At 71.4% G+C, this 19856-nt stretch carries 23 protein-coding genes; 12 read left to right on the forward strand and 11 right to left on the reverse strand.

Annotated features, from left to right (window positions below):
* Window positions 1-2: 2 nt before the first annotated feature.
* Window positions 3-1559, reverse strand: a complete 1557-nt coding sequence (locus tag B7K22_RS11630; RefSeq protein ID WP_159448862.1) for an NAD(P)/FAD-dependent oxidoreductase — start codon at window positions 1557-1559, stop codon at window positions 3-5.
* A gap of 97 nt (window positions 1560-1656) precedes the next feature.
* Here B7K22_RS11630 and B7K22_RS11990 point away from each other — a divergent pair, with 97 nt between their 5' ends.
* The 4 genes from B7K22_RS11990 to B7K22_RS11650 all read left to right on the forward strand — a co-directional run bounded on the left by B7K22_RS11990 (window position 1657) and on the right by B7K22_RS11650 (window position 5614).
* Window positions 1657-2538: a class I SAM-dependent methyltransferase gene (locus B7K22_RS11990; RefSeq protein WP_144276415.1), complete on the forward strand. Its 882-nt coding sequence runs from the start codon at window positions 1657-1659 to the stop codon at window positions 2536-2538.
* Window positions 2535-3134, forward strand: coding sequence for a hypothetical protein (locus B7K22_RS11640; protein WP_144276416.1), 600 nt, complete (start codon window positions 2535-2537; stop codon window positions 3132-3134). The genes B7K22_RS11990 and B7K22_RS11640 overlap by 4 nt, the downstream gene beginning before the upstream one ends.
* 249 nt (window positions 3135-3383) lie before the next feature.
* The gene (locus B7K22_RS11645; RefSeq protein ID WP_084040440.1) at window positions 3384-5132 is read left to right on the forward strand and encodes an MFS transporter; all 1749 of its coding nucleotides are present in this window, start codon (window positions 3384-3386) and stop codon (window positions 5130-5132) included.
* Window positions 5133-5242: 110 nt separating this feature from the next.
* Window positions 5243-5614, forward strand: coding sequence for a DUF1304 family protein (locus B7K22_RS11650; protein ID WP_144276417.1), 372 nt, complete (start codon window positions 5243-5245; stop codon window positions 5612-5614).
* A 92-nt stretch (window positions 5615-5706) separates the two neighbouring features.
* On the opposite strand, the gene B7K22_RS11655 is transcribed toward B7K22_RS11650, so the two are convergent.
* The 5 genes from B7K22_RS11655 to B7K22_RS11675 form a co-directional block, all read right to left on the reverse strand.
* Window positions 5707-6276 carry a helix-turn-helix domain-containing protein gene (locus B7K22_RS11655; RefSeq protein ID WP_159448863.1) on the reverse strand — a complete coding sequence of 190 codons (570 nt, stop codon included), beginning with the start codon at window positions 6274-6276 and terminating at the stop codon, window positions 5707-5709.
* A 162-nt stretch (window positions 6277-6438) separates the two neighbouring features.
* The gene (locus B7K22_RS11660) at window positions 6439-6819 is read right to left on the reverse strand and encodes a hypothetical protein (RefSeq protein WP_144276418.1); all 381 of its coding nucleotides are present in this window, start codon (window positions 6817-6819) and stop codon (window positions 6439-6441) included.
* Window positions 6820-6875: 56 nt separating this feature from the next.
* On the reverse strand, window positions 6876-7340 hold the full coding sequence (locus tag B7K22_RS11665; protein ID WP_159448864.1) for an isoprenylcysteine carboxylmethyltransferase family protein: 465 nt from the start codon (window positions 7338-7340) through the stop codon (window positions 6876-6878).
* 209 nt (window positions 7341-7549) lie between these two features.
* Window positions 7550-8662, reverse strand: a complete 1113-nt coding sequence (locus tag B7K22_RS11670) for a 1-acyl-sn-glycerol-3-phosphate acyltransferase (RefSeq protein ID WP_084040522.1) — start codon at window positions 8660-8662, stop codon at window positions 7550-7552.
* The gene (locus B7K22_RS11675) at window positions 8659-9498 is read right to left on the reverse strand and encodes a patatin-like phospholipase family protein (RefSeq protein WP_084040445.1); all 840 of its coding nucleotides are present in this window, start codon (window positions 9496-9498) and stop codon (window positions 8659-8661) included. The genes B7K22_RS11670 and B7K22_RS11675 overlap by 4 nt, the downstream gene beginning before the upstream one ends.
* A gap of 176 nt (window positions 9499-9674) precedes the next feature.
* Between B7K22_RS11675 and B7K22_RS11680 the strand changes: the two genes are divergently transcribed.
* The 6 genes from B7K22_RS11680 (at window position 9675) to B7K22_RS11700 (ending at window position 14435) form a co-directional block, all read left to right on the forward strand.
* Window positions 9675-11378 (forward strand): cytochrome c biogenesis protein DipZ, encoded by a 1704-nt coding sequence (locus B7K22_RS11680; RefSeq protein WP_159448865.1) that lies wholly within the window; start codon window positions 9675-9677, stop codon window positions 11376-11378.
* Window positions 11379-11505: 127 nt separating this feature from the next.
* Window positions 11506-11649 carry a hypothetical protein gene (locus tag B7K22_RS12165; protein WP_159448866.1) on the forward strand — a complete coding sequence of 48 codons (144 nt, stop codon included), beginning with the start codon at window positions 11506-11508 and terminating at the stop codon, window positions 11647-11649.
* Window positions 11650-11809: 160 nt separating this feature from the next.
* Complete coding sequence (locus B7K22_RS11685) at window positions 11810-12028, forward strand: hypothetical protein (RefSeq protein WP_084040447.1); 219 nt, start codon at window positions 11810-11812, stop codon at window positions 12026-12028.
* Between the two features lie 45 nt (window positions 12029-12073).
* Window positions 12074-12709, forward strand: coding sequence for a sigma-70 family RNA polymerase sigma factor (locus B7K22_RS11690; RefSeq protein WP_084040523.1), 636 nt, complete (start codon window positions 12074-12076; stop codon window positions 12707-12709).
* A complete protein-coding gene (locus B7K22_RS11695; RefSeq protein ID WP_084040448.1) occupies window positions 12706-13782 on the forward strand; it encodes an anti-sigma factor in 1077 nt (358 codons plus the stop codon). Before B7K22_RS11690 ends, B7K22_RS11695 begins: the two co-directional genes overlap by 4 nt.
* 53 nt (window positions 13783-13835) lie before the next feature.
* Window positions 13836-14435: a dienelactone hydrolase family protein gene (locus tag B7K22_RS11700; RefSeq protein ID WP_084040449.1), complete on the forward strand. Its 600-nt coding sequence runs from the start codon at window positions 13836-13838 to the stop codon at window positions 14433-14435.
* A 171-nt stretch (window positions 14436-14606) separates the two neighbouring features.
* Here B7K22_RS11700 and B7K22_RS11705 read toward each other — a convergent pair whose 3' ends face one another.
* Window positions 14607-15053, reverse strand: a complete 447-nt coding sequence (locus B7K22_RS11705) for an aminoacyl-tRNA deacylase (RefSeq protein WP_084040524.1) — start codon at window positions 15051-15053, stop codon at window positions 14607-14609.
* Between the two features lie 71 nt (window positions 15054-15124).
* Window positions 15125-15586 (reverse strand): hypothetical protein, encoded by a 462-nt coding sequence (locus B7K22_RS11710; RefSeq protein ID WP_084040450.1) that lies wholly within the window; start codon window positions 15584-15586, stop codon window positions 15125-15127.
* A gap of 232 nt (window positions 15587-15818) precedes the next feature.
* On the opposite strand from B7K22_RS11710, the gene B7K22_RS11715 reads away from it, so the two are divergent.
* Window positions 15819-16811 (forward strand): IS481 family transposase, encoded by a 993-nt coding sequence (locus B7K22_RS11715; RefSeq protein WP_084040451.1) that lies wholly within the window; start codon window positions 15819-15821, stop codon window positions 16809-16811.
* On the opposite strand, the gene B7K22_RS11720 is transcribed toward B7K22_RS11715, so the two are convergent.
* Window positions 16808-17245 (reverse strand): hypothetical protein, encoded by a 438-nt coding sequence (locus tag B7K22_RS11720; RefSeq protein WP_159448867.1) that lies wholly within the window; start codon window positions 17243-17245, stop codon window positions 16808-16810. The two genes, B7K22_RS11715 and B7K22_RS11720, sit on opposite strands and share 4 nt — an antisense overlap.
* Before the next feature lie 319 nt (window positions 17246-17564).
* Between B7K22_RS11720 and B7K22_RS11725 the strand changes: the two genes are divergently transcribed.
* Complete coding sequence (locus B7K22_RS11725) at window positions 17565-17768, forward strand: hypothetical protein (RefSeq protein ID WP_084040453.1); 204 nt, start codon at window positions 17565-17567, stop codon at window positions 17766-17768.
* Between the two features lie 61 nt (window positions 17769-17829).
* Here B7K22_RS11725 and B7K22_RS11730 read toward each other — a convergent pair whose 3' ends face one another.
* Window positions 17830-19161 carry a DUF2130 domain-containing protein gene (locus B7K22_RS11730; RefSeq protein WP_084040454.1) on the reverse strand — a complete coding sequence of 444 codons (1332 nt, stop codon included), beginning with the start codon at window positions 19159-19161 and terminating at the stop codon, window positions 17830-17832.
* A partial coding sequence (locus tag B7K22_RS11735; protein ID WP_144276420.1) for an HNH endonuclease occupies window positions 19154-19856 on the reverse strand: 703 nt, incomplete at its 5' end. The genes B7K22_RS11735 and B7K22_RS11730, both read right to left, overlap by 8 nt.

Here is a 19856-nt window from a genome sequence, read left to right on the forward strand (position 1 = left end):
GGCTATTCGTCAGCGACCGGACCGGTCGCCGCCTCGATGGCCTCCAGCAGCGAGGCCGACGACGGGCGACGCAGCACGGCGCCGATGTGACGATCGGGGCGCAGCACCGCGACGTCGCCGCGCCGCAGCCGCGTGCCGCGGGGCGGGACCTCGAGGCGCACGGCCACGACGCCCCTCGGCACGGGGGGAACCTCACGGCCCACGGCCAGCACGGCGGTCGTCGCGCCCGTCGAGGCGAACAGCCGCGTCCCGTCGGAGAGCACGACGTTCGGCACGCGCCTGCCCACCGGGCCCAGGCCCGCGCGGGCACGGCCGGCGAGGCGCGTCGAGTCGCGCGGCGCGTAGCGCAGGTCGCGCATCGACAGCCGCCTGGTCACCAGTCGCGTGAACCAGGGCAGTCGCGTCGCGATCCGCATCGCGAGGAAGCCCACCGGCCTCAGCAGCGGCGGCGTCCCGAACTCCAGGAACGAGTTCTGCCTGGCGCGGCGCGCGACGACGTCCGCGGCGCGCTCGCGCTCGCCCGCGTAGCCGTCGAGCATCGCCTCGGCGAGCTGCGGCAGCCCCCTGTCCTCGGCCCTGATCGCCGCGGCGAGCGACCAGGCCAACGACTCCGCATCCTGGATGCCCTGGTTCATCCCCTGGCCGCCCGCAGGCGACACCAGGTGGGCGCTGTCGCCGGCCAGCACGATGCGCCGTCCCAGCCGGAAGCTGGGCACGCGCTGCTGGTACAGCGTGGTCTGGCTCTGCCACTGGATCGTGGCGGTACGCGCGCCGAACAGCTCACGCACCAGCGCCTCGAGCTCCTCGACCGGACGGTCGGGCCTGCGAGGAGGCGGCCCGTCGGTGGGCTCCGTGGCCGCGGACGTGAGCGGCTCGCGCGAGGCGAGCACCCGCCAGCGGCCGTGGCCGAACCGCAGCGCGGCCAGCAGTCCGGGCCTGCGGGCCAGGAGCATCACCGGCGGCAGGCCCGCATCGTCGGCGAGCGCGACGTCGAACACCAGCAGGTCGACGTCGATGATCGAGCCCGCATGTCGCACCCCCTGGCTCTCCCGCACCGCCGACCGCGAGCCGTCGGCGCCCACCACGTAGGAGGCGCGCATGGTCTCCTCGCGCTGCCCGCCCGCCAGACGCACGTGCACCTCGGCCGTGCCGCCGGCCTCGCGCGCGCCCGTCACCTCGCCATGGACCACCTTCACCAGGCCGGACCTGTCGACGGCCTCGCGCAGCAGCGCCTCGGTGTGAGACTGCGGGATCAGCAGCAGGCCAGGAACCGCGCTCTCGCCCGCGAGCGCGGTGAAGTCGATGGTGAAGATCGGGCGGCCGGACTCGACGGCGACGGGCGCGACGGCGTCGCGCGGGTCGCCATGCGCGAGGAACGCGTCGACCACTCCCCAGCCATGCAGAATCTCGAGGGTGCGTCCCCAGATGCCGAACGCCTTCGAACCGGTGCCGGGCTCGGCCCGTCGCTCGATGAGGGTGCACGGGACGCCGTGGTGCGCAAGACCGAGCGCCGTCGCCATGCCGACGGGTCCTCCGCCCACCACGATGACGTCCGACACGATCAGCACCTCCTGCCGGGCATGAACGCCGTCGCGCCCGCGTTTATTCAGCGACGCCGGCGGGTCACACCACGCGGCCAGGACGGAAGGAGCGCGCATGCCCACGGCGACCGAGCCGCTCGAGGTGCTGGACGTGCTGTGGGAGTCCGATCCCGAGTCCGGCGAGCGTCTGCCGGTCCGCAAGGCCGATGCGCTGGAGCGACTCGCGGCCAGCGGCCAGCACAAGGCGGTCAGGCTGGTGGAACGCATCCCAGCGTCCGCCGACGGCACGCTCGACTCCGTTGCCGTCGACGAGATCTTCCTCGCCGTCCACCTCGAGCTCGCCCGGCTCAGCGAGTTCGTCCGGGTCCCGCAGCGCATGGCCTCGTCGCTGCGGCCCGTCGTCGACAGGCTGCGCGAGGAGTCGGACGGGCCGGTGCGCGTGATCGACGTGGGCTGCGGGCTGGGCTTCGACACCAGGGTGATGTGCAGCACGGGAGCGCTCGGGCCAGGGGTGGAGTACGTCGGCCTCGACTTCAACGCGCTGTTGATCGAGGCCGCGAAACGCCTGGCCCACGCCGAGAGCATCCCGGTGCGGTTCGTTCACGGTGACGCACTGGACCCCAGCCTCGCGATCGACGACCCCGACCGCACGCTGATGATCTCCTCCGGCGTCCTCCACCACATCGGCAGGGACGACCTGCCCGACTTCTTCGCGCGCCACGGCGAGATCGCCGTGGCCGGCTTCGCGCACTTCGACCCGTGCCCCGGGTTCTGGACGGACGCGGGCGCGTGGATGCTGCACCGGACGCGCATGCGCGAGCCCATCTCGCGGCACGACGGCGCCCTGTCGATGCGCCGGGCCCTGCGCGGCGAGGAGCTGCTGGCCCTCGCTCGCGCCGGCCTCGCCGACGGCTACGCGCTCGAGTGCCACGACGTCGCCACCTGGTATCCGCAGCCGGACCAGATTGTCCGGCCCATCGTGGGGTGGCGACGATGACGAGCGTCATCGACATCGCGTCGTGGCCCCTGTGGGACCTCGACGTCGGCGCATGGGCTCTGCTCGGCGCGCTGCTCGTGGTGGTCGCCCAGCACGGAGGGACCGCCGGCATCCACGCGGCAATGGGGAGGGACGGCCTGATCGACCACCGCCGCTCCGAGTGGCTCGGCGCGGTCCGCGGCACCGTCATGCTCGTGGCGCTCATGGGCCCGGTGCTCGTCATCTGGGCGGTCGACGCCTTCTCGAGCGCCGAGCGGCTCGACGTCTACCTCCACGCCAACCAGGCGCTCGCGGCCGTCTACGTGCCCATCACGGTGATCGCCTTCACGGCGTTCGTGCTCGCCCGGGTCACGCCCTGGCAGGTGCGCTCGAACCTCAACTCGGTGGTGCTCGGCACCCTCGAGCTGCTGCGGCCATGGCTCGCGGCGGCCGGCATGGTCGCGGCGGCGATCGTGACCCGCGATGCCACCGTCGCCGTCATCGGCGCGCTCGGCGTCGCGGCGGGGCTGCTCGTGGGCCCGGCCACGCGACGGCGCTGGTACTCGCGTCCCGTGCGGCTGGATGACCTGGGCGAGAGCCCACCCTCCGAGCCCTGACCCGACGGCCGCTCGTGCCCGCGTCCGACGCGCGGCGAGAGGGTCCCGACCACCCCCGCCAAGGACGCACAATGGAGGGGTGACCCGCGCATCGGCGCTGCCCGTGCGACAGCGACCGACGCGCGGGAACCGAACCGCACGATCCACCGTTGTCTCCATGGCGCCCTCTTCCGCGATCGGCGCCGGGCACGCAGTAGTGCAGTCCCCCATCAGTACCCGCCCGGCTCGTCCGCGGAAAGGAGTGTTGCCGTGAGCCCCAGTGCTCCCACCGCGGAGCTCGAGCGCCTCGACACGGGCGCGCGCGACCACGCCGACGAGGCCCAGGCCGCGCTCGCGACCGCCGAGCTCGAGCTCGGCGACGCCACGACGGCCCTGCTGCCGCGCATCGATGCGGACGCGCCCGAGCGCGCGTTCGCTCGCGCGGAGGCGACAGAGGCGGCGCTGAACGAGTTCGACCCCACCACGGTCGCCATCCCGCAGGCCACCTCGGCGCTGCCGGTGGTCCTCGACGAGCCCGTCGCCGCCACCCGGACGATCGAGTCGCTCACGATGACGAGCCGGCGCGCCAAGCTCGCGCTCGCGACGCTCGCCGTGGCCGCCTTCGCGTTCGGCGTGAACGAGGGCACGGTCGTGGCGATGAGCGCGCCCATCGCGGCCAGCCTGGGCGTGCCCGTGTCCTCGATCGGCATCCTCGCGACCGCCTTCGCGCTCACCGTGGTGATCGCCGCGATCCCGCTCGCGTTGGCGACCAGGCGGTGGAGCCGGCGCACGGCCGTCACCGGCGCGATCGCGACCTGGACGCTGGGAGTCGCGGTCGCCGCGAGCGCGACCAGCCTGCCCATGCTCATCACCGGCCGCGTGGTCACGGCCGCGGCGCATGCCCTGTTCTGGGCGATCGTGGCGCCCACCGCAGCGAGCCTGTTCGCTCCCCATCTGCGGGCGCGCACTGTCACGGCGATCATGCTCGGCGCCGCCGGCGCTGGCGTGCTCGGCACGCCCATCGTGACCTGGGCCGGCACCGCCGTGGGGTGGCAGGCGCCCTACTGGGGCCTCACCGCCATGGGCGCGCTGCTCGCGTGCGCGGCGCTGCTCACCATGCCCGCGGTCAAGGCGCTCGGCCCCATCTCTGGCACAGTGGGCGACCTGCCCTCCGGCAGAGCCTTCGCTCGCGTGCTCGCCGTCGCCTTCCTCGTGAGCGTGGGCATGTCCGTCACGTGGACCTACATCGTGCCCTTCTACACCGACGTCGCCGGGCTGCCGTCTGGCATGCTGCCCGCGCTGTTCGCTCTCGGTGGCACGCTCGCGGTCGCGGCGACGCTGGGCGTGGGCCGGTACCTGGTCCGGCATGCGGTGCACACGGTCGCCGTGGGCGCCGGCCTGATCGCGGCGGCGTGGGGGCTGCTCGGCGTGGGCGCCGGTTGGTCGGCTGTCGCCGGGCAGGCCGTGGTCTCGACCGGCTGGGCCGTCGTCACGGCCGGCCTACTCACCTGGGCCATGCGTCACACGCCGTGGCGCACGGAGATGGGCGCTGGCGCCTACACGGTCACCATGAACGCCGGCGCCTCCGTCGGGCCCCTGCTGGGTGCGGCGCTCGTCGCCTCGCTCGGCGCGCGCTGGCTGCCCCTCGTGTCGCTCGTGCTCACGGTCGCCGCCGTCTGCCTCACCGTCACGGTCGATCGCGCCATGGTGCGCCGCCTCGCCGTTCCCCGCCGGGTGCGGCTGCGCCGTCGCGCTCGCGAGCAGCGCCAGGCCTACCAGCGGGAGCAGCGCAAGGCCCGCGCCGCGTCGCGAGCCGCCAGCCGGCCCGCGACCCGACCGGCGCGGCCCGTCCGCTCGATCAGCCCGGCCGCGCTGCGCAGGTGGCGGGGCGAGTGGTCGCGGCGCGTCGAGGATGGCGCCGAGCAGTCGCGCGCTTCGGCACGGCAGCACGCTGAGCGGGCGCGCCGTCGTGCAGCCGCCGCGGCGGCGCAGCACGCCGCCGAGCGCTCGCTGCGCTAGCGGGAGCGTCGGCTCAGGGGCCGGGCCCCCCGCCCGGGCGCCCGTCACCCGCGGTGACGGCCTCGAGTGTCGCCGCGCGCGCCACGCTCGGCGGCGCTAGCGTGCGGACCATGCAGACCGTGATCATCGCCCTGTCGCTCGTGGCAGGAGCGCTGCACGCGTGCTTCTTCGTGCTCGAGTCGGTGCTGTGGGACCGGCGGGCGGTGTCGCGCCTGTTCGGCGCGCGTTCGAGCGAGGAGGCCCACGTGCTCGCGCCCGCGATGCTCAACCTGGGCTTCTACAACCTGTTCCTGGGCTTGGGCGCCGCTGGGGGCGCGTGGCGGTGGGCGGCGACCGGCGAGGCGACCCTCCTGGTGTACGCGCTCGCGTTCATGATCGCGGCTGCGCTGGTGCTCGTCGCGCGCTCGCGAGCGATGTGGCGCGGGGCGCTCGTCCAGGGACTGCCGCCCGCGCTGGCGCTGCTCGCTCTCGCCGCCGCGTGACGGAGCCCCCCTTGCTCTCAGCCGGCCCGCGGCCTCGTGGCCGTCGCTGCGGTCAGCTCTCCGCCGCAGCGCCCTCGTCGCCGTCGCTGCGATCAGCTCTCCGCGGCGGCGTCCTCGTGGTCGAGGCGGGAAGCCGTCTGATCGCGCATGATCGCGACCATGACGGCCCACAGCTTGGCCTGCGGCGAGCGCTCCCGGTTCAGGTACTTCGCGAACACGGCCTGGATGTCCGCGGCGAGCTCCTCGCGCTCGGCCGCCGTTATCCACAGCGCCTCGTGACGCATGCCGACGCGGTCCTCGCGCCACTGCTCCCCGGCGACCGAGAGGTGTCGGGCCGTGGTGTCCACGATGACGTCAGCAAACGTCTGAGCCGCCCCGAGCAGCTCCTCCGGCGTGCCAGACATCAGGGCGTTCGGCGCCATCACGGCATTCGCGGGGACCATCCGGTAGGTGCGCTCGATGGCGCCGCCGCGCCGCACCTCGTCCACGACCTCGATGATCTCCGCCTCGTGCAGCTGCGCGATGGCGCGGTACAGCGAGGCCTGCGGGACGTCCTCGAGGATCTCGCCGATCTGCCGCGTGGTGAGGTCTTCCCCGCTGAGCGCGATGACCACTCGCATGCGCACGGGGTGCAGCAGCAGGCGCGCACGCTCGTTGGACATGGCGGCCATTGTAGGCTCGCAAACGGCCTGGATCACGGACATTCGGCGCTTTCCGCCCAGGTGCGCTGGCCTCGCCATCGCGCGCCGCGCCGCCCGCGAACGAGGTGATCGTGTCGGTGCACGGCGAGCTCGGGATGCTCACCGGAGCGCCCGACCGGACGGTCAGCGCCTGCGCTCGCCGAGCCCGAGCTCCACGTGGCGCTGCCACCAGTGGGGCACCTCGCGCCTCAAGGGGTCAGGGTCATAGGAGCGCCGCACGCCGTCGAGCATGACCTCGGTGTCCGCGATGTCGAGCACCCCGTCGGGATCGCGGATCGCGATCGCGGGCGGCTGCGTGAGCGCCTCGAGCTCGAAGTCGTGAAGCAGATCGTGGGCGAGCACGTGCGCCTGCGCGCGCACGGAGTGCTGCCCCAGGATCTTGGCCTCGACGATGACCTTCCAGCCCTGGCCGTCGTGACGCACATGGTGCCCTGCCGCCTCGAGACGTGCTCGCGCATCGGCCGTCACCGGGCCGACCTCGATGGCGAGCTGCACGCGCTCCACCACCCCAGTCTCGCACCACGGGCCGTGAGTGTCAGCAGGGTGACGGCGGCACCTGGTCACGCGCGCCGGCGCCCGATGCCGGGGACGAACTTACCGGTGCGCGCGGCGTACGCCGCATACCCGTCGTACGCCTCGACCAGGTAGCGCTCCTCGAGACGGGCCTTGACGTCGAAGAACAGGGCGAGCACCACGATCGACGCGTAGCACCAGGCGCTCCCCGAGCCCACGGCGACGCCCAGGCAGATCAGCACCAGCGCCGAGTACATCGGGTGACGCACCCAGCGATACAGTCCGCTCGCGGCCAGGCCGGCGCGGTTGGGCACAGGCGAGGGGGTCAGCGAGGCGCCCAGGTTGCGTCCCGACCCCAGCACCCCGGCCGCGCCGACGACGATCAGCGCGATGCCGGCCCACAGCGAGCTCCACCACTGCGGCGGGAGATCGAGCAGCGCCGTGCCGGCGACAGCCGCGAACAGGAGTCCCTGCACGCCCACCACTGCCCACGCGCGCGCCTGCTGTCTCATGGTGCCAGCGTACGGCGCGGACTGTGGCCGGGGACGTGGCACGCGATGTGGCGTGCACCGTGCCAGTCCCTCCACAGCGCCGGTCTGTCCGCAGCGCCGGTCCGTCCACTGTGCAGGTCTGTCCACAGTGCCGGTCTCTCCACGGGGCGCCTGCATGCACAGCGCCGATGCGCGTGCTGGGCGCGGCGGCAGCGCTCGGCCGCGCGGGCTCACGCGCGCTTGGCCACCTCGACCGCTCGCGGGTCGTCCTCGTCGGGCTGGTGGGCGTCGATCCACGCATCGACCTTCTGCCACCAGTCGTAGAGCCACGCCTCACGCTCGGCGCGACCCTCGGGGGCGGGCTCGGCCAGCCAGCCCTTGAGCGTGATCCGCTTGTCGACCGGCAGCTCGCGCCACACGTCGCGCACCGTGCTCAGCCGCTCGAGGCCCGTGTGGGCGAGGAACACCACCTCCGCCTCGGGGCACGCGTCCATGGCGGCGAGGACCCCGCCGGCATGCGGAGGCATGACGTGGGGCATGGCCTCGGCGCGGTCGGCGAGCTCCTCGTGCCCTCGCGCTCGGAGCTGGGCGATGCGGCGCTCGCGGCGCTTGGGCGTCGCGTTGCCGCCTTCGGGGAAGATCAGCAGCGCATCGTTGCTGTCGAGGCCCTGGGCGAGCTGACCGACGGACGCCGCTCCCCCGGCGGCACCTGGCTTGCGGTGGCGGCGCGAGGACACGAATCGCGTGGGCAGGCGGTTCAGCAGCACATCGACGGCCGGGTCCCACTGCAGGGTGTCCTTGAGCACGATCGCGGGCTCGCGCTGGAAGCGGTTGATGAGCGACTCGACGATGATGAACGAGTCGCCGGGCCCCGCGTGCCGGCTCACGACGATCAGCGGCTTGCCCGGAGCCATCGCGTCGATGTCGGCGTCCTTGGCGACGATCTGCAGGCGCAGGATCCGCCGCGCCCACCGGAACAGTGACCTCAGCATCGCGCCGGCGAGGCGGTAGTGCTCGTACTCGAAGCGCGGCGAGCGGATTTTCCACCCGAAGCCCGAGGCGATCCACAGGCCGAACATCCACACCAGCGCGATCGCGTCCCACAGCAGGTACAGGCCCACCATGAACAGTACGCGCAGCACCCGCACGCGGCCCGGCAGCGCCCATGCGACGGCGCCGGCGACGACGACCCCGAGCCACGCCGCGGTGGGGAGCCACACGAACGCGATCGCGACGACCAGCGGCGCGATCACCAGGCGGCGTAGCCACACCGGCGGCAGGCCCCACGACACTCGGCGGCGCTGGCGGCGGTCGCGCACCTCCTCAGGGCTCGCGCCGCTCATGCGCCCGCCCGGCCTGCGCACACCTGGTCCAGGTAGTCGCGCGTCGCGTCGTACGCCCTCTCGATCCGCGCGTGGGTCTGATCCATCTTGCGGTAGGAGGTGAGCTTGGCGTCGTCGGGGTGGCCGCCGCCGTAGGGCAGCACGTGCAGGTCGACGTGCTCGGGCACCGCGTCCCTGTCCCGGAAGAACCGGTGGCGCCGGGAGATCTCGAAGGCGACCTTCGCGACGTCGGAGGGTTTGGCCGGTGGCTTGAGCGGCTCCTCGATGCGGCCCACCTGCAGCACGTACACCGTGGTCGCGCCGCGCCGGATCGCCTCCGACAGGGGGATCGAGTTGACCACGCCCCCGTCGATGTAGTGCTCGCCGCCGATCTCGACGGGCGGCAGGGCGGCCGGCACCGAGCATGACGCCAGCACGGCGTCGACGAGCGGACCGGTGTCGAACCAGGTCTCGGCAGCGCGCTCGATGCTTGCGGCGCACACCGCGAGGGGCACCTGGAGGTCCTCGAAGCGAGCGCCCTCGCCCACCATGTCCTCGATGAGCGCGCGCAGCGGCGCGGGATCGTTCAGGTGCGTGCGCGATCGCGCGAGCCGGCGCAGCTGGCGCGGCCACCACTCGCCATAGACCGCTCCCGCCTCGGGCGAGGCCCACGCACGCTCGAGACGCTCCACGACGGAGATGGTCGGGTTGGCCGCGATCGCACAGCCGTTGATGGCGCCGATGCTCGTGCCCACCACGAGGTCCGGCATCACCTCGCGCTCGAGCAGAGCCCGCAGCATCCCCACCTCGACGGCGCCGCGCACGCCGCCGCCTCCGAGCACGAATGCGACCGTCATGCTCCCACGCTAGCGGGGCTCGGCCCGCCTCCCCCGTTCCACCTGCGCACGACTTCTCCTTCCGACACTCCGCGACGAGGGCCGATGCGCGGGCTGACTCCGGGGTGTCGCCCTGTCCGCCAGCTCGACGCAGCCGTCAGACCCAACCCGCGCATCGGCCGCTACGAACCCTCAGCATGATCACCCTCGCCCTGGTCGGCGTCGTGTCCGGCCTCATCACGGCCATCAGCCCGTGCGTGCTGCCGGTGCTGCCCGCGATCCTCACGAGCTCGATCCAGGACGGCGCGGCGTCGCGGCGGCGGCCCATCGTGGTGGTCGCGGGACTCGTCACGAGCTTCGCGCTCTTCACGCTGCTGGGCGGCCTGCTGCTGTCCAGCCTGGGACTGCCAGAGGACCTGCTGCGCTGGGTCGGCATCGGGGTGCTCGCCCTGGTGGGGCTGGGCCTCGCGATCCCGCCGCTGGGCGAGCTGCTGCAGCGGCCCTTCGAGCGCATCGCGCCGCCGCAGCTCAGCAGGGACGGCAACGGGTTCGTCATGGGCCTCGCGCTGGGGCTGGTGTTCGTGCCGTGCGCGGGCCCGATCCTCGCGTCGATCACCGTGCTCGCGGCGACCAACGGCTTCAGCTGGGGCCTGGTGGCGCTGACCCTGTCCTTCAGCGTGGGCATCGCGATCCCGCTGATCGCGTTCGGCCTCGCCGGCCAGGCGATGGGCAGCCGCATCAAGGCCGTCCGCGAGCGCCTGGGCGCGATCAGGATCGCCTCGGGCGTGGTGCTGGTCGCGACGGCCCTGGTCATCGCCACCAACGTCGCCGAGCCGCTCCAGCGCTGGGTGCCGGGCGTCCTCGCGCAGGCGCAGGAGTCGATCGAGGACAACGACACCGTGCGCGACGAGCTCGACACCCTCGCCGGCCGCGAGGACGCCCAACCCGCCAGCGGCGACGCCCTGACGTTCGACGAGTGCGCCGACAGCGACCCCGCCCGGGCGCTCAACTGCGGGTCCGCGCGCGACATCGTCGGCATCCAGGAATGGTTGAACACCGACGGCCAGGCGCTGGACCTCGAGCAGCTCGCCGCCGACGGCCAAGTGGTGCTCATCGACTTCTGGACCTACTCGTGCATCAACTGCCAGCGCACCTTCCCGTACCTCACCGCCTGGGACGAGCGCTACCGCGACGACGGCCTCACGATCATCGGCGTCCACTCCCCCGAGTTCGCCTTCGAGAAGGTCGTGGGCAACGTCGAGGACGCCGCCTCGCGATACGGCATCGAGTACCCGATCGCGATCGACAACGACTTCGAGACGTGGCGCGCATGGGACCAGCGGTTCTGGCCGGCGCACTACCTCATCGACACGGACGGCGTCGTGCGCCAGGTCCACTACGGCGAGGGCGCCTACGAGGAGACCGAGCTGCTCATCCAGGACCTGCTCGACACGGCCCCGCAGGCAGCCGTCGAGGGCGACGACCCCGCCGGCCACACGCGCGGCCGCACCCAGGAGACCTACCTCGGGTACGGCAGGCTCGAGTGGGCGCACAACGCGGACCAGGTGAGGGCCGATGCGCCCGCCGAGTACTCCTACGACGGCACCATCGAGCGCGACCGGTTCGTCTACGACGGCGAGTGGACGGTGACGGACCAGTACGCCTTGGCGGGCGACGATGCGCGGCTCGAGATCTACTTCTACGCGGCCGACGTGCACCTGGTCATGGCGGGCCAGGGCGAGGTCACCGTCACGCTCGCGAACGACCCGTCGTTCTCGCGCACCATCGAGGTCGACGGCACCTCTGACCTCTACACGCTGCTGTCAAGCGAGCCCACGCAGGACGTCATGGAGCTCGAGTTCTCGCCGGGGATCGAGGCGTACGCCTTCACGTTCGGGTGACCCCCGAAGGTAAAGGCCTTGACCGAAGTTTTGCCCTGCTCGGCGTGCAAAGTGGGACGAACCGGGTGTCAATGGAAGTGGCGGGTCAGAGCGGCCCGTGCTGTACGGACCTCAGAAGGAGACCACGATGGATCTTCGCAAGGCAGCAGCAGGCACAGCGGCAGTACTTCTGGGCGGAGCCCTCCTCGCCGGATGCGGGGACAGCACCGCGGACGGCGGCGACGACATGGACTCGACCATGGAACCCACCATGGAGTCGACGATGGGGTGAGCCCCATCACTCACAAGGGCGGTCGGCAGGTCCGGCCGCCCTTTCGTCTGCCCAGGCCCTCCTTCTCCCCCCGTCTCGCGCCACCCATCCCTGCGGCGCGGCGCTCCGAAGGCCTGGTGTCGGGCGATCCCGCCTGGCGACGGACGATGAAGGAGAGATCATGCCCACGCTTCGCACCCTCGCGGTTCCCGCCGTCATCCTGCTGTCCGGGGCGCTGCTCGTCGGCTGCGGCGACGACGCCGACATGCCCGCCGACTCCGACGAGATGATGGAGGAGACCATGGAGCCCACGGAAGACTCCATGATGGAGGACGAGGACTCCATGGAGGAGGACGACTCGATGGAGTCCACCGAGGAAGCCATGGAGGACGAGGGCTGACCCGCCGATACTGAGTGCATGGCCACGGGTGACGAGGAGGATCGCATGAGCGCCGAGCGCCACCTGCGCGCGGTCCCCTCCGTCCAGCCCGACGCGGCGGACCCAGGCGCTGAGCGGGCGCCGGCACCCGCCGGTGACCTCACCGCGCTGCTCGAGCGCACCGCGCTGGGCGACGTCGCGGCCTTCGAGCGCCTGTACGACCAGGTCGCCGCGTCGGTGTTCGGCCTGGCGCTGCGCATCGTGCGCGACCGTGGCATGGCCGAGGACGTCGCCCAGGAGGCCCTGGTCGAGGTGTGGCGCAGGGCCGCTCGCTTCGACCGGGGTGCCGGCACGGCTCGGTCGTGGATCCTCACGATCGCGCATCGCCGCGCGGTCGATCGCGTGCGGTCCGAGCAGGCCCACTCCGACCGCGTGGCCGCCCACGGCCGCGTCGACCCCGTCGGTCCGGAGGACCAGGACGCGGTCGTGGACGCCTCGTACCGCGAGTGGGAGGCGGCGCGCGTCCACGCGGGACTGTCCGCGCTCACGCCGCGCCAGCGCGAGGCGCTCGAGCTCACCTACTTTCGCGGCTTCACCCACCGCGAGGCCGCGCACGCGCTCGAGATCCCTCTCGGCACGGCGAAGGCACGCGTGCGCGACGGCCTCATCAAGCTTCGCGACGCCTTGGGGGTGGACCGGTGATCGACAACGTGCACTCCCTCGCCGCCGCGTACGCGGTCGACGCGCTCGAGACCGCTGATCGTGACGCCTTCGAGCGCCACCTGCCCGCGTGCGACGACTGCCGGGCCGAGCTCGAGGCGTTCGGCGCCGCCACGGCCGCCATGGCGGACGCTCAGGCGACCACGCCGCCGGCCGCACTTCGCACGGAGGTCCTCGAGCGCATCGGCCGCACCGCACAGCTCCCTCCCGTCGTCATCAGCGCACCCACGACCGACCCCATCGCGGTCGCGGCGACGTTCGGGCAGCCCAGCGGCGCCGATGCGCGGGCTGGCTCAGACGAGAACGTCCCGGCTGGCGCGGGCGAGAATGGTCCTGCTGGCGCGGGAGCGGGTTCGGGCGCGAGCGCCGATGCTGGCGCCGGCGAGAACGGCGCTGCTGGCGCCGGTGCGGAGTCGGGCGCGAGCGCCGAGGCTGGCTCGGCTCTAGGCGCCACCTCTGGAGCGGCCGCCGGTTCGGCTGCGCGTTCGGCCGCGAGTGCTCCCGCCGATTCCGCCGCCCGCTCGGCCGCCGGCTCCGGCGACGGCCCTGACTCGAGGTCCGACTCGAGCTCCAACGCGAGCTCCGACGCACACGCGGCTCGCCGCAGTGGCAGCCGCTGGTGGCCGGCGCTCGTGGGCGCGGCCGCCACGGCGGCGGTGTTCGCGGTTGCGTGGGGACTCGCGGGCTCGGGTTCGGAGTCGCAGAGCGCCGTCGCTCTCGAGAAGGACGTGATGATGATCGAGTCCGCACCCGATGCCACCAGCATGGACGTGGACCTGGGCACCGGGCACCTCGTCATGAGCGAGCGCATGGACGGCTACGCGCTCATGGGGAGCGCGGCGCCCATGCCCGACAAGGGCACGGAGTATCAGGTGTGGCTGATCCTCGCGGATGGTTCGAAGGTGGCGGGGCCCACATTCATGCCGGACGAGGCGGGCGACTACATGACGGTGGTCCACACCGAGGACGACGTAGTCGCGGTCGCGATCACGTGCGAGCCTCCAGGCGGATCGGACGAGCCCACCTCGGACATGGTGTCGATGGTCGAGCTGTAGCCTCTCGCGCGCTCCGACCTGCGAGATGGCAGGAGTCGTCGCAGACTGGAGACATGGCAGAGGTTCTCCTGTTCCATCACGCGCATGGGCTCACCCATGGCCTGTGCGCGCTGGCGGACAGGCTCCGGGCCGACGGCCACACGGTCCACACCCCCGACTGCTACGCGGGCCACACCTTCTCAAGCCTTGACGACGGGATCGCTCACGCCGAGCGCATCGGCCACGACGCTCTGCTCGAGGTCGCGGGGCGTGCGGCGCGGATGCACCCGGGGGCGGACGTCGTCGTGGGCTTCTCGATGGGGACCCTTCAGGCGCAGTACCTCGCGCAGCACCTGCGCCGGGTGCGCGGCTGCGTGCTCATGGGCGGCGTGCTGCCGCCCGACACCCTGGGCAGCAGTTGGCGCACGCACGTCCCACTGCAGGTCCACGTGGCCGACCCCGACGACTGGTGCCTCCCGAACGACCTGCACGCGCTCGAGCGCTCAGTCCCTCACGCGGAGGTCCACCGATACCGGAACAAGCGCCACATGTTCCCTGACCCGGCCGTGCGCGACTACGACGCCGACGCGGCCGACCTGTTCGAGGAGCGGCTCGACGACTGGCTGGCTCGGCTGGACGCCGGCCGCGCGGGACTCGCCCCGGCGGCGATGTAGGCCCCGAGGGCACTGGACGTCGCCGACGCCGCGCCCTCGCGGACGGTGGGTCGTCGCGGGCGCTGGACCGCCGCCTGCCCGCCGCCCGTCCTCATCTCTGCCTGAGCGCCCCGAGGGTGCCTGGCGGCCGGTCCCGCGCGCCCAGCGTCGTCAGACCGTGGATCTCGGCCGCTAGCCGAGGGGCTCGGTGACGTCAGCGACGGTCGCGTCCAGCACCTCGACGAGCTGCGCCGGATGCACCGACGCCGCGACGCCGTGCGCGCCTCCGCCGATCGACACCGGACCCTCGCGGGACACGATGAGGGCGTCGGCGATCACGGGCCACGCGGTGCCCCGCGGCGACAGCGAGGCGCCGAACGGCGTGATGGTCCCCCGCTCGTACCCCGTGACCTCCCGCGCGATCTCCTTGTCGGGCATCGACAGCCGGGAGACGCCCAGGTGCTCGCGGAGCTTGGGCCAGGAGATCTGCCGGTCGCCCGGGACCAGGACGAACAGGAAGTCGTCCTCGCCGCGGCGCACCACGATGGTCTTGAGGATCTGTCGGGGATCGACGCCGCGTTCCTCGGCTGCCTCCTCGAGGGAGCGCACTGGACCGTGGACCGTGACGTCGAACTCCATGCCCGAGTCGGCCAAGGCGCGCAGGGCGGGGGTGTCCGTCGGGGCGGCGTCCTCGAAGCCGGCGCCGCCCGTCACAGGTACGCCCCGCCCGTTTCGTCCGCGCCGCCGGGGCGCGAGAATCGATCGCGGCCGATAGCCCGCAGCGCCGCGACCATCCACTCGCAGATCATCTCGTCGAAGTCGCCCTGCACGCCGCTGAAGGCGACGATGAGCCCTTCTCGCACGATCGCTCCCGGGTACTTGATGTCGCCCGGCCGGTACAGGTGCGGAAAGTCCTGCCGCACGCGCGACGAGTCCATCCCGGTGCGGATCGTGACGGCGACCTTGCCGCGCACGTTCTCCAGAAACTCGGGGTCTGGCTCGCCCACGTGGGCGACGAACACGGGCCGCTCCGCATCGGGCTCGGCGGGATCGAGCACCATAAGCGTGCCGCGAAGCCCGTTCGTGAGTCCGTCGGCGTGCGCCTTCTCGATCGCCGGGAGGATCACCGCCCACGCGATCGCGCAGGTCTCCTCGCTTACCCCTGGGAACACGTCGTCTCCTCGCCTCACGTTCGCTGACCGGCGCCGATGCGCATGCTGGGCCCTCCGCTCACGTTATCCGAGGCGCGGTGCCGAGCGGGCACTTGCGCGACGAGGGCGGCGGGTTCTGTCGAGGCCGGGTCTAGCTGTAGTGCCCAGGGACGTTGTTTGATTTCCGGGCGATGGGGAGAACCTCCGGGCAGAGTGGAGTTGCTACCACTTCACGCTGACCCCGGAGGTTCTCGTGCTCCACGCTAATGCTGCTTTGACGCCTGTCCAACGTGCTCGTATCGGTCGTCTCGTCGTCGACGAGGGCTGGACCATTGCCGACGCCGCCCGGTTCCACCACGTGTCGTGGCCCACAGCTGCGAAATGGGCCAGGCGCTATGCGCTGATGGGTCGAGCCGGGATGACCGATCGGACCTCGAGGCCGGTGTCGTCACCTACGAGGACACCCCGGCGCCTTGAGTCGAAGATCGTCCACGCTCGTATCAAACGCCGGGTTGGTCCGGTGGAGATCTCCTCGATCGTGGGAGTGCCACCCTCGACCGTGCACGCCGTGCTGAAGCGTCGGGGACTGAACCGGCTGTCCCACGTCGACGTGGTGACCGGTGAACCAGCCAGGCGCTATGAGCGTCCCTATCCGGGTTCGATGATCCACGTCGACGTCAAGAAACTGGGGAACATCCCCGACGGTGGGGACTGGCGCTATGTGGGTCGAGCTCAGGGGCGCAAGAATCGCTTCGCCACTGCTACCGCAGCCACCAACGCCTACCGCAATCCCAAACTCGGTCACGCGTTCGTGCACACCGTCATCGACGACCACTCCCGTGTCGCCTATGCAGAGATCCACGACGACGAGAAGGCCGTCACCGCCATAGGGGTCCTGACCCGCGCGGTCGCCTGGTTCGCCCAGCGTGGTGTTCGTGTCGAGTCGGTGCTGTCCGACAACGGCGCCTGCTATCGCTCGAACGCCTGGCGCGACACCTGCCGGACTCTAGGTATCAAGCATCGCCGCACCCGGCCGTATCGGCCCCAGACCAACGGCAAGATCGAACGCTTCCACCGCACCCTCGCGGGCGGCTGGGCCTACTCCCGCCACTACAACACCGAGAAAGCCCGCCGAGCCGAACTAGAGTCATGGATGCACTACTACAACCACCACCGCAACCACTCAGCCATCGGCAAGGTTCCACCCATCACGAGGTTCAACAACCTCCCTGGGCACTACATCTAGCGATTCACGATGGGGACGTCGGCGGGGCCGGGGAGGATTCCCATCTGGACGGCGGGGCTCGGGCCGTCGGTCATCACCGAGATGTCCACGGACAGGTGGGGCGCGATCGCCGCCGAGTACCAGCCGGTGAGCGTCTCGGTCACGCCGGGCACGATGCCTCGGGTGATGAGCATGTACCCGCCCACCAGCAGTGCCACCACGAGAGCGACGCGCAGCAGGGCGGTGAAGGCGATGATTCCGTAGCGAACGTGGGTAGCGACGCGCTGCCGCGCGGCGGAGTCGACGGGGGGCGCGACGACGACGGGGTTCACCGGCCGCAGGAAGCCGAAGCGCGACTCGCGTCCCGCCGCGATGGCCGACTTGGAGAGGCGCGCGGGACGGCGGTCCTTGGCCGGCGGTCGTAGCGTCACCACTGAGGGATGGGCGACTGTCACGTTTCCTCCAGAGAGCTTTGGATTTGGCGTGCCATCTACTCCCTGAACCTACTCCGGCACCAGGACATTCCGCTTGCGGAGAAACCGAACCGTTACGCACCAAATATCCGAATCACGCGCTCGGGCGCGCCGCCGGCGGCAGGCTCTCCTGTGATCGCTGCCGTGGCCCGTGCGGCGATCTCTGCACCGGCCCCGTTAACGGTCGTGCTGGCTCCGCCCGATCTGCGAGCCGTCGACCGCTTCCGACTGACGCTGATCGCACAGCCGTGGGCACCGCCAAGCGCTTGAGAGTGGCCCAGGGGCGGGCTAGGTTGGCGCCATGATCGCCGATGCGCCGGACCCGCTGATTCCCGCCAGCTACGACGCCTGGTGGACCGTCATGATGGTCTGCTTCGCCGCCGGGATCGTGGTCACGCTGGTCGCGCTCATCAAGTCCTACCTGCGCATGCGCGACCGGGAGCGGGACGAGCGGCGCGAGTCGGAGCGCCGCGGCGACGAGTGGCCGCCCGACCCCCGCGTGTGAGCTCGACGCGGCGCGCGCATCGGCCGAAGCCAGGCGCGCTTGTCACAGCCACCAGCGTCCGCTAGCCCTCTCCCGCTTCGAGCTCGGCGAACTTCTCGGCCATGGTGGGGTTGCCGCGGGTGAGCTTCTTGATGGTGAGGTCGTCCGCCTTGTCGTTGGCGAGCCGCAGGTTGTTCGCGGACTTGTGCAGCGCGGCCTTGGTCTTCTCAAGGTCCTTGATGGCCTCGTCGATGCGCTTGACCGCCTCCTCGAAGCCGTCCGACGCGAGCCGCCAGTTGCGTCCGAACGCCTGCTTGAAAGCGTCGAGCTCGGACTCGAAGTTGGTGATGTCGATGTTCTGCGCCTTCACGAGCGCGAGCTCCTGCTTGTACTGCAGCGAGCTCAGGGCGGCGTTGCGCAGGAGCGTGATGATCGGGATGAAGAACTGGGGGCGCACCACGTACATCTTGGGGTAGCGGTGCGAGACGTCGACGATGCCCGAGTTGTACAGCTCGCTCTCCGGCTCGAGCAGCGTGACGAGCACGGCGTACTCGCAGGCCTTCTCGTTGCGGTCTTTGTCGAGCTCCTTGAAGAAGTCCTCGTTCTTGTGCTTGGTCGCGGTGGTGTCGGACTCGTTCTTCATCTCGAACATGATCGACACGATCTCGGTGCCCTGCGCGTCGGCTTCGCGGAAGATGTAGTCGCCCTTCGAGCCCGTGGATGCGTCGTTGTCCTTCTCGAAGTACGCGTTCTGGAAGCCCATAGGGCGCATGCGGTTGAACTCGTACTCGCAGTGCTGCTCGAGGGTCTCGCCGACCATCTTGGTCGACAGGCGCGCCTTCATGTCGCGAAGCCGCTCGATGGCGTCGTCGCGGTCCTTGATCTGGATCTCGCGCGACGCGAGCTCGGCGGCGTGCTTCTCCCTGAGCGCGGTCTCGGCGCTCGCCTTCTCCAACTCGGCCTTCTCGAGGGAGTACTTGAGCTCCTGGATCTGCGTCGCCTGGGCAGCGGCGGCCTTCTCCAGCTCGGCGGCGAGCTTCGCCTCGGCGAGCTCCGCGGCCGATGCGCTGGTCGCCTTCGCCTGCTCAAGCTGGCTGGCGAGGGCGTCGCGCTCCTTCTCGATCGCCTTGAGCGCCTCGGCGACGGCAAGCTGCTGCTGGGTGCCCGACGCCTCGAGCTTGGACCTGAGCTCCTGGATCTCGGCCTCCTTGGCCGATGCCGCCTTCTGCGACTCGGCGGCGGCTTGGGACTTGGCAAGCTCAACGGCGGCCTTCTTGTCGGCCTCGGCCACGTGCAGCCGCTTCTCGAGCTCGGCGTCGAACTCCTTGGTGCGCACCTGGTTCACGATGTCTGCGTACCCGGCCTCGTCGACGGTGAACGCCTTGCCGCAGTGCGGGCAGGTGATCTCATGCATCGATGGTCCTCCTCGTTGCCTGCGAGTGTAGGTGCGCTGGACCGTCTCGCCGTTGCGCGAACCCACCGGGATCTCGATCGTTCGACTCGACGTTAGGCGCTCGCAACGCTCGCGCCAGCCACCGCTCGAGCTCCGAGGCCACCAGTTCCTCGAGCTCTCGCTCGATCGGGTCCGGTGCCGGGTCGCGCTCGAGCTCCTCCGGCGCCGTCGCGCACACGTGCGTCGACTTCAGACCGCAATTCTTCGCGTGTTCGAGCGATTGGTCGTGCGACTCGGGCTCGGCCCTACCCCCAGCTTCCGGTTCGGGTTCCAGCGGGTAGGTGTCGAAGAGTCGTCGGCCGCCGGGGCGTCGTCGCCGCTTCGGGTCGACCTCGGCTGGTGGCGTGAACCACACGTCCTGCGCGCTGGCGTGGATGTCCCAGCCGGCGCGGTGGACGTCGTGGTGGCATCTCACGCACAGCATGACTGCGTTGTCGAGGTCGGTTGCACCGCCGGCGGACCAGTGGACGATGTGGTGGGCGTCGCACCAGCTCGGCGGAGCCCCACACATCGCGCACCCACCGTCGCGCTCGACCAGCGCAAGCTTCTGCGCCTGGGTGAAGTGACGCTTGCTGCGGCCCTGGTCCAGCACGACCGACGGTCCGTCCATGATCTGCGGGATGATCCCGGCCGCCGCAGCCATCCGGCGCAACGCT

This window comes from Demequina sp. NBRC 110053, assembly GCF_002090095.1.
Lineage (GTDB): Bacteria > Actinomycetota > Actinomycetes > Actinomycetales > Demequinaceae > Demequina.

Excerpts from the sequence above, each read along its gene's own strand:
- B7K22_RS11700 (WP_084040449.1), top strand. The coding sequence starts at position 13,836 with ATGGCAGAGGTTCTCCTGTTCCATCACGCGCATGGGCTCACCCATGGC.
- B7K22_RS11690 (WP_084040523.1), top strand. The coding sequence starts at position 12,074 with ATGAGCGCCGAGCGCCACCTGCGCGCGGTCCCCTCCGTCCAGCCCGAC.
- B7K22_RS11640 (WP_144276416.1), top strand. The coding sequence starts at position 2,535 with ATGACGAGCGTCATCGACATCGCGTCGTGGCCCCTGTGGGACCTCGAC.
- B7K22_RS11680 (WP_159448865.1), top strand. The coding sequence starts at position 9,675 with ATGATCACCCTCGCCCTGGTCGGCGTCGTGTCCGGCCTCATCACGGCC.
- B7K22_RS11675 (WP_084040445.1), bottom strand. The coding sequence starts at position 9,498 with ATGACGGTCGCATTCGTGCTCGGAGGCGGCGGCGTGCGCGGCGCCGTC.
- B7K22_RS11685 (WP_084040447.1), top strand. The coding sequence starts at position 11,810 with ATGCCCACGCTTCGCACCCTCGCGGTTCCCGCCGTCATCCTGCTGTCC.
- B7K22_RS11730 (WP_084040454.1), bottom strand. The coding sequence starts at position 19,161 with ATGCATGAGATCACCTGCCCGCACTGCGGCAAGGCGTTCACCGTCGAC.
- B7K22_RS12165 (WP_159448866.1), top strand. The coding sequence starts at position 11,506 with ATGGATCTTCGCAAGGCAGCAGCAGGCACAGCGGCAGTACTTCTGGGC.
- B7K22_RS11655 (WP_159448863.1), bottom strand. The coding sequence starts at position 6,276 with ATGTCCAACGAGCGTGCGCGCCTGCTGCTGCACCCCGTGCGCATGCGA.
- B7K22_RS11725 (WP_084040453.1), top strand. The coding sequence starts at position 17,565 with ATGATCGCCGATGCGCCGGACCCGCTGATTCCCGCCAGCTACGACGCC.
- B7K22_RS11705 (WP_084040524.1), bottom strand. The coding sequence starts at position 15,053 with ATGGAGTTCGACGTCACGGTCCACGGTCCAGTGCGCTCCCTCGAGGAG.
- B7K22_RS11990 (WP_144276415.1), top strand. The coding sequence starts at position 1,657 with ATGCCCACGGCGACCGAGCCGCTCGAGGTGCTGGACGTGCTGTGGGAG.
- B7K22_RS11665 (WP_159448864.1), bottom strand. The coding sequence starts at position 7,340 with ATGAGACAGCAGGCGCGCGCGTGGGCAGTGGTGGGCGTGCAGGGACTC.
- B7K22_RS11670 (WP_084040522.1), bottom strand. The coding sequence starts at position 8,662 with ATGAGCGGCGCGAGCCCTGAGGAGGTGCGCGACCGCCGCCAGCGCCGC.
- B7K22_RS11650 (WP_144276417.1), top strand. The coding sequence starts at position 5,243 with ATGCAGACCGTGATCATCGCCCTGTCGCTCGTGGCAGGAGCGCTGCAC.